This is a genomic window from Moorena sp. SIO3E8 (assembly GCF_010692445.1).
GTDB classification, from domain to species: domain Bacteria; phylum Cyanobacteriota; class Cyanobacteriia; order Cyanobacteriales; family Coleofasciculaceae; genus Moorena; species Moorena bouillonii.
Genome location: NZ_JAAHHM010000232.1, coordinates 1 through 6663 on the forward strand (window position 1 = coordinate 1; position 6663 = coordinate 6663).

The window sequence follows — 6663 nt, forward strand, 5'->3', positions numbered from 1 at the left end:
CTTTAGAAGCTTTTCGTAGTGCCATGTCTTGCCGTTTTGTCCGTTGGCTCCAGGAAAATCCGGACGTATTTGTCAATTATAAAGCTAGTTTGGGCTATATTTGGGCTTGAATTTTGCTAAAGTCCCATTAGCGGGTAATGACAATGAATGGCGCTATATCCCTGTGCGCAGACTGTTCAATCTGATTGAAGAGTCTATTCAGAAAGCCACTGCATTTGTGGTCTTTGAGTCTAACAACACCATCACCTGGCTGAAAGTGAAGTCCCTAATTGAAAGTTATCTAGAGGGATTATGGCGACAAGGTGCCCTGGCTGGTAGCACTCCTGAACAAGCTTTCTTTGTTAATATCGGACTGGGTAAAAGCATGACAGCACAGGACATTTTAGAAGGACGGATGATTGTGGAAATTGGTCTGGCAGCAGTTCGTCCGGCTGAGTTCATTATCCTGAAATTCTCCCATAAATTACAGGAAGCATAGGGGGAATTCAAAATTCAAAATTCAAAATTCAAAATTGTAAGCATTCAGCGGTCAGTGGTCAGTGGTCAGTGGTCAGTGGTCAGCGGTCAGTGGTCAGTGGTCAGTGGTCAGCTTATTTTATTCAAAAGCACCTCAAGTAGCGATGCAGCGCGGTCATGGGGGTTTCCCCCAAGACCGCGCTGCATCAAGACAGCCTGCCCATTCCCGTAGCGTGGCCATAGGCCAATAGCTGATAGCTGATAGCTTACCTTATAACAGTAAAACTAAACCTAAAGTAATTAAGGATAAATAAATCATGGCAGACACAGTAGAACAAATCAAAAATACTTATCCAATTCCGGTATTTTATTACCGAGTCACCATCGATGGAGATGATTCCCACGCTTTCTCAGAGGTATCGGGATTAAGCATTGAATACGAAACGATTACTTATCGAGATGGCCTGAGTTATAAAGATGGGGCAAAGTACATGCCAGGATTGGACACTCCCATTAACCTAACCCTACAGAAAGGAATTGTCAGAAAAGACAGCTATTTGTTTGAATGGTTTAGCACGATTAACCTTAATACCGTCGAAAAGCGAGATATTAGGATTGACTTGTTAGACGAGTCAGGTGAAGCAGTTGTCTCCTGGGAAGTTGGAAATGCTTTCCCTAAGAAATTAGATGCACCGTCATTTAATGCCACTAGCAATGAAGTTGCTATTGAAAGTTTAGAACTAATGGCTATTACTCTCAAGGTTAATAACCCTCCATTATAATCATTAGACTTCTCTCTTCCCTGTTCCCAGATCCGCTGTTCCCTATTCCCTAAAACCTTAGGTGCGCTCTTACTTTGCGAATTAAATTCGCCACGGGTCGCACCTGAATATAGCGTTTCTAGGACTCATGAGGTACACATTATTTTTTCCCTATTCCCTATTCCCTATTCCCTATTCCCTATTCCCTGCTCCCTGCTCCCTGCTCCCTGCTCCCTGCTCCCTAAAAACCATAAATTTGTACCTCACAAGTCGTAGAATTGCTATAATTTGTACTTCACAGAATTAAAAACCGCTGTAAGTTATGGCAGATAATTTACCCATTCCGGAACTTACTTTGACGGAAAATAACCCGGTTGTATTTAATTTTATGGTCGTCTTTTTCATTGCTGTAATTCTGCCTAATCCCTTAGATATTCGCTTTCAAAAGGTATCGGGAATTTCTGCGGAAATAAGCACAACAGACATCCGTGAAGGGGGTGAAAATATTTTCAGACATCGTTTGCCTAATCAGGTTACCTATAACAATCTGGTTTTAGAAAGAGGAATGGTGATTGGCTCTCCTCTGAATGTAGAGTTTAACGTTGCTATGAGTACCATTAAATTTGCTCCCAGCCTGAGGGGGCGACGAAATAAGTTACAACGCATACTCTATAAGCAACCTAGCCCTTAGGCCTCGTTGATAATACTTTCGTTGTCTTGATGCAGTCGCTCATGGGGGAAACCCCCTGTTCCCTTGCTGCATCGCTTATTAGGATTTCATTTCATTAATTCGGTGACTAATTTTAAACAAACATCCTTGAAATTCACCCAAGTTTGGCCATATAAACCAATGTAAAAACTGCTATGTCTCCGCTCTCTACGACCAGATTCTTTGACACGAGCTACATAGTTTTGTATTCCTTGACGTGTCTTGATGCAGTCGCTCATGGGGGTTTCCCCCAAGACCGCGCTGCATCGCTTTAATATGCTGACCTTGAATCGTTGAGGAAGTATAAGCTATCGCAATTAATAAAACTAGAGAAATCAGCCGTTTACCCTCAACTTTAGTATCCTCTAGATTCTAGCCACCTTTCTTGAAATCTCTAAACATCTCTTCTAGATAAAATCTTTTTTTATAAGCGGAAATTGCCAACTCGATACCGTCGAAATTTGTGAGGATAAACCATCCTTCTTTTGGCGTTATTCCCTTAACTTTACGTTGCCACTTACAAGCCACATTACAACTTAGAAAGCCACGGGTCTTGGTCACTGTCTTGATGCAGTCGCTCATGGGGGAAACCCCCTGTTCCCTTGCTGCATCGCTTTAACTCCTTGGAGAAAAAACGAGACTCCCGGTGCTAAACCTAAATTATTTAATTGAATCCAAATCTCATTTTTAACTTCAATAAATTCGTTTTTTTTAAGACGTAAGCAAAAATATACACCCAATGACTGGAGATACTTTGCCAGCTTTACCGAGCCAAATTCTCTATCCCCTAATATACAAATATTATAATTTTTTAAAAGTGGCATCACTGAGGATAGGGCAGTTTTCTGTTCATTCATATTGCTAGACCCTAATTTGGGAAGTAATTCAAAATATATGGGAAAGGATCTGTCTTGATGCAGTCGCTCATGGGGGAAACCCCCTGTTCCCTTGCTGCATCGCTTTTATCCCAAACTATACTAATCATGATCAAATTTATGCGACTCCAATTTGTGCGATCTATCACTACATAAATTAATTGTTCAGTTGTAAAGTATGTTGATCACCAGATTTTTACAATTGGAAACCAAATTTTATCAATCGTTAGATTAGGCAATGATAAAAATCGTTGTATTCTTGTCTTGATGCAGTCGCTCATGGGGGGAACCCCCAAGACCGCGCTGCATCGCTTTTCTACGACTTTCAAATTTTATGGGAATTGATAAAATATTTGCTAATTTTTCTAAATTTACGTTTTTAATTGTCTGTACGAGACTAAGCAGAATTAAAAGGAATAAGTATTCTGACTTACTAAGTTGACTTTTTAAGTGGTTTTGGTATAATTCAGGTAACATTTTCAATTGGTAGGTCTTGTTGCAAATAATCGACCTATCTTTTTTTTACCACAAAATGGTGAACACTTTACATTTAAAGCGTTTCAGGCTATTTCGTCACCCCTTCAGGCTCCCAGCAATGTCTTAGTCATTTTGCTTAATGAAAATACTGTTCCTGTTTCTAGTTGGTTATTTAAGAGAGCTTATCCAGTAAAATGGACGACATCTGACCTAGATGCTAATGCCAATGCTGTGGTTATAGATACGATGGAATTAGCCTATGTGAGATTTCAAAGTGTGAGGATTTAGCTATGCCAGTGGAAATCAAAGAATTAATTATTCGTGCCAACATTGTGGATAATAGTGATAATGGAAATAGTGAGCATGGAAATAGTGAGGATAATACTTTAGCTCCCCAGACGGGAGAAAATTATGAACAAAAAGATGAAATAATTGCTGCTTGTGTCGCCCAGGTACTGAAAATACTGGAGCGGAAAAAAGAGAGGTAAGGTAAGGAAGTGTGGGGAGAGGGGGAGATAGGGAGATAGGGAGATAGGGAGATAGGGAGATGGGGGAGATTTTCCCGATTCCCGATTCCCGATTCCCGATTCCCGATTCCCTAAAACCCAGATATTTGTACCTCACAAGTCGTAGAATAGCTATATGATCAAAAACCATTTCAAATTAGAAAAGCTGAAGATTCGTGTTTATAAAGATGGAAAACGGACTGGAAAGGGAGAAGATACCTTTGAAGTCATGTTTAATCCGGAATCCTATTCCTTAAAATACGAGAATGTTTATCAAAATAAGCAGGGTATTAATACCCGTGGACGCGAAGCAAAATATACTCTCAGCAAACCCAGGAATTTGTCCCTCAAGTTAATTTTAGATGACACAGGAGTAGCAGATTATGGAGGTTTAGGGTTTGCCGGAGCTTCATTAGTTGGCAATCTTTTAGGGACGAGAGATGTTTACAAGCAAGTAGACCGCTTTCTGAAGCTAACAACATTTATGGATGGAAAAATCCATGAGCCTAAATATCTCAAAATTGAATGGGGAGACTTGATTTTTGATTGCCGTCTCGTATCTGTTAATGTTAAGTATACACTTTTAAACCGTAGCGGACAACCGATAAGAGCTGAGTTAGATACCGTTTTTAAAGGTGATCTAGAAGATTCCAAGCGAATTAAACTAGAAAATAAAAGCTCACCCGATCTTACCCATACTAGAACTATAAAAGCTGGAGATAAGTTGCCTGTGATGGCTCAAGAGGTATATGGTGACTCGGCCTATTATATCCAGCTTGCCCGTGCTAATAATGTCAATAACTTCAGAAAGTTAAAAACCGGAACAACTATCAAATTACCGCCAATAGAGAAGTAAAAAAATAATTAGTGGTGTTGTCACAGCAACAATTTTGAGTAAAGGTAAAAAAATGAACCCTGAATATAATGTCATGTCGATTGACATTATCAAAGAGGTGAATAAAATCCCGATAGCTCAAATTATTTTATTAGATGGTGACGCGGCAGAACAAGAATTTGCTATTAGCAACACGGAGTTTTTTAAACCAGGCAAATAAATTGAAATAAAGCTTCGCTATGAAGGGGAAAAACAAAAGGAAGCAACAGTTTTTAAGGGAATTATAGTTAGACACTGTGTGCAAGCATATCGCTATAGTTCTCTGCTCACTATTGATTTAAAAGATGCAGCATACAAACTAACCACCCAACGAAAAAGTGCTGTGTTTCGAGATATGACAGACAAGGATATTATCGATAAAATTATCAAAACTGGGGGGTTAAAATTCAAATCTACTGCTGTAACTAAACCAAAGCATAAGGAAATGGTGCAATATTACTGCACTGACTGGGATTTCATTTTATCTCGTGGGCATGTCAATGGTCTGTGGGTTTTAGTTGATGATGGCGAAATTACGGTTAAAGAGCCTAATCTAACAAAGACAGAGGAAGCCAAACATACCTTTGAGTATGGCAAAGATGAAATTTATGAATTTGAAATGGAAGCTGATATTTGCGATCAGAAAGCGTCGGTAGAAAGTACAGCTTGGGATATCAAAACACAAAAACTATCACAATCACAAAAAGCCAAAGAGTTTTCTCTCGCCCAGGGTAATTTAAAAGGAGAAGCAGATCAATTAGCCAAAACAATTGGTGCAGATAACTATCAATTAATCAGTTTAGCTCCCTTAGATGACCAGGAAGTAAAAGCTTGGGCAGATGCCAAGTTACAAAAAAGTCGTCTGTCATTGTTTCAATTTCGCTTAAAATTACCTGGATTTGCTGATATTAAACCAGGAGATATAATAAAATTTTATGGAATAGGAAAGCGCTTCAATTGCAAAACTTTAGTAACGGCTATTCGACATCAATTTAGTAGACAATGCTGGCAAACCTATGTACAATTTGGCTTGTCAGCTAGCTGGTTTTATCAACAAACTAATGATATTTTTGATACACCAGTGGCGGGATTGATTCCAGCTATTCATGGGTTGCAAATTGGAATTGTGGATAAGTATGAAGCGGATCCAGAAAAACAGTTTAGGGTCAAAGTCAGAATCCCCTCAATTGAAACAGATGGTATTGTGTGGGCAAGATTAGCTTCCGTTGAGGCTGGTAATCAAAGGGGTATTTTCTTTAGACCTGAAACCGGGGATGAGGTTATTCTCGGTTTTATCAATGATGACCCTAGACAAGCCATAATTCTAGGAGCGGTGCATAGTGGTAAAAATGCTTTGCCGCCTGGTTTGACAGTAACCAAGGAAAATAATAAGAAAGGAATAGTTACCAAAAACTCCCTAAAACTTATATTTGATGATGAAAATAAGTTAATCGAAATTAGTACAGCCAATGGCAATACCTTAAAATTATCCGAGCAGGATAAAGGGATTAAATTGGAAGATGAAAATGGGAATACAATAACGATGGATAATCAAGGAATTAAGATAAAATCAAGTAAAGACCTTGTGATGGAGGGTAAATATATCAAGATTAAAGGCTCGAGGGTGGATATTAATTGAGGCAAGGGTGGGGAGTGTGGGGAGATGGGGAGATGGGGAGATGGGGAGATGGGGAGATGGGGAGATGGGGAGATTTTTATTAAGGGTAATTATCCTGACATGATACAAGAGGCAAAAGGCAAGAGGCAAGAGGCAAGAGGGAGGCAAAAGGCAACAGTCCGTAGGGTGCGAACCGCGATCGCGTAACGCACCAAAGTCCGTACAATGGTGCGTTACACTACAAATCTAAGGCACCCTACTGGCGTGGCACAGCTAAAATAGTGCAATAGAAATAAGATAACTGAGGCGGAAAGTATGGGAAGAGGAAAACGAGACAAGGTGATTCTGAGTCGAGAACAGAGAAAAAGGCTGGAAGTCATAAGCAAC

Annotated in this window: 11 protein-coding genes and 1 pseudogene; 11 read left to right on the plus strand and 1 reads right to left on the minus strand. The window is 39.6% G+C overall.

Annotated features, from left to right (window positions below):
- Positions 1-106 precede the first annotated feature (106 nt).
- From F6K46_RS37400 to F6K46_RS37420, 5 genes are all read left to right on the plus strand, one after another.
- On the plus strand, positions 107-478 hold the full coding sequence (locus F6K46_RS37400; protein WP_293067881.1) for a phage tail sheath C-terminal domain-containing protein: 372 nt from the start codon (positions 107-109) through the stop codon (positions 476-478).
- Between the two features lie 61 nt (positions 479-539).
- Positions 540-707, plus strand: coding sequence for a hypothetical protein (locus F6K46_RS37405; RefSeq protein WP_293067884.1), 168 nt, complete (start codon positions 540-542; stop codon positions 705-707).
- 66 nt (positions 708-773) lie between these two features.
- Complete coding sequence (locus F6K46_RS37410; RefSeq protein WP_293067887.1) at positions 774-1238, plus strand: phage tail protein; 465 nt, start codon at positions 774-776, stop codon at positions 1236-1238.
- 127 nt (positions 1239-1365) lie between these two features.
- On the plus strand, positions 1366-1524 hold the full coding sequence (locus F6K46_RS37415; RefSeq protein ID WP_293067890.1) for a hypothetical protein: 159 nt from the start codon (positions 1366-1368) through the stop codon (positions 1522-1524).
- A 15-nt stretch (positions 1525-1539) separates the two neighbouring features.
- Complete coding sequence (locus F6K46_RS37420; RefSeq protein WP_293067893.1) at positions 1540-1908, plus strand: phage tail protein; 369 nt, start codon at positions 1540-1542, stop codon at positions 1906-1908.
- On the opposite strand, the pseudogene F6K46_RS37425 reads toward F6K46_RS37420, so the two are convergent.
- A pseudogene (locus F6K46_RS37425) lies at positions 1873-3278 on the minus strand (IS4 family transposase). The gene F6K46_RS37420 and the pseudogene F6K46_RS37425 overlap by 36 nt on opposite strands.
- Before the next feature lie 6 nt (positions 3279-3284).
- On the opposite strand from F6K46_RS37425, the gene F6K46_RS37430 reads away from it, so the two are divergent.
- The 6 genes from F6K46_RS37430 to F6K46_RS37455 all read left to right on the plus strand — a co-directional run bounded on the left by F6K46_RS37430 (position 3285) and on the right by F6K46_RS37455 (position 6483).
- Complete coding sequence (locus F6K46_RS37430; protein WP_293067895.1) at positions 3285-3566, plus strand: phage tail protein; 282 nt, start codon at positions 3285-3287, stop codon at positions 3564-3566.
- A 2-nt stretch (positions 3567-3568) separates the two neighbouring features.
- Positions 3569-3766: a DUF5908 family protein gene (locus tag F6K46_RS37435; protein WP_293067897.1), complete on the plus strand. Its 198-nt coding sequence runs from the start codon at positions 3569-3571 to the stop codon at positions 3764-3766.
- Positions 3767-3920: 154 nt separating this feature from the next.
- The gene (locus tag F6K46_RS37440) at positions 3921-4640 is read left to right on the plus strand and encodes a hypothetical protein (RefSeq protein WP_293067899.1); all 720 of its coding nucleotides are present in this window, start codon (positions 3921-3923) and stop codon (positions 4638-4640) included.
- A 52-nt stretch (positions 4641-4692) separates the two neighbouring features.
- On the plus strand, positions 4693-4839 hold the full coding sequence (locus F6K46_RS37445) for a hypothetical protein (protein ID WP_293067901.1): 147 nt from the start codon (positions 4693-4695) through the stop codon (positions 4837-4839).
- 6 nt (positions 4840-4845) lie between these two features.
- Positions 4846-6297, plus strand: coding sequence for a type VI secretion system tip protein VgrG (gene vgrG, locus F6K46_RS37450; protein WP_293067905.1), 1452 nt, complete (start codon positions 4846-4848; stop codon positions 6295-6297).
- A gap of 24 nt (positions 6298-6321) precedes the next feature.
- Entirely contained in the window at positions 6322-6483 is a 162-nt protein-coding gene (locus F6K46_RS37455; RefSeq protein ID WP_293067903.1) for a hypothetical protein, read from the plus strand.
- Positions 6484-6663: the final 180 nt, after the last annotated feature.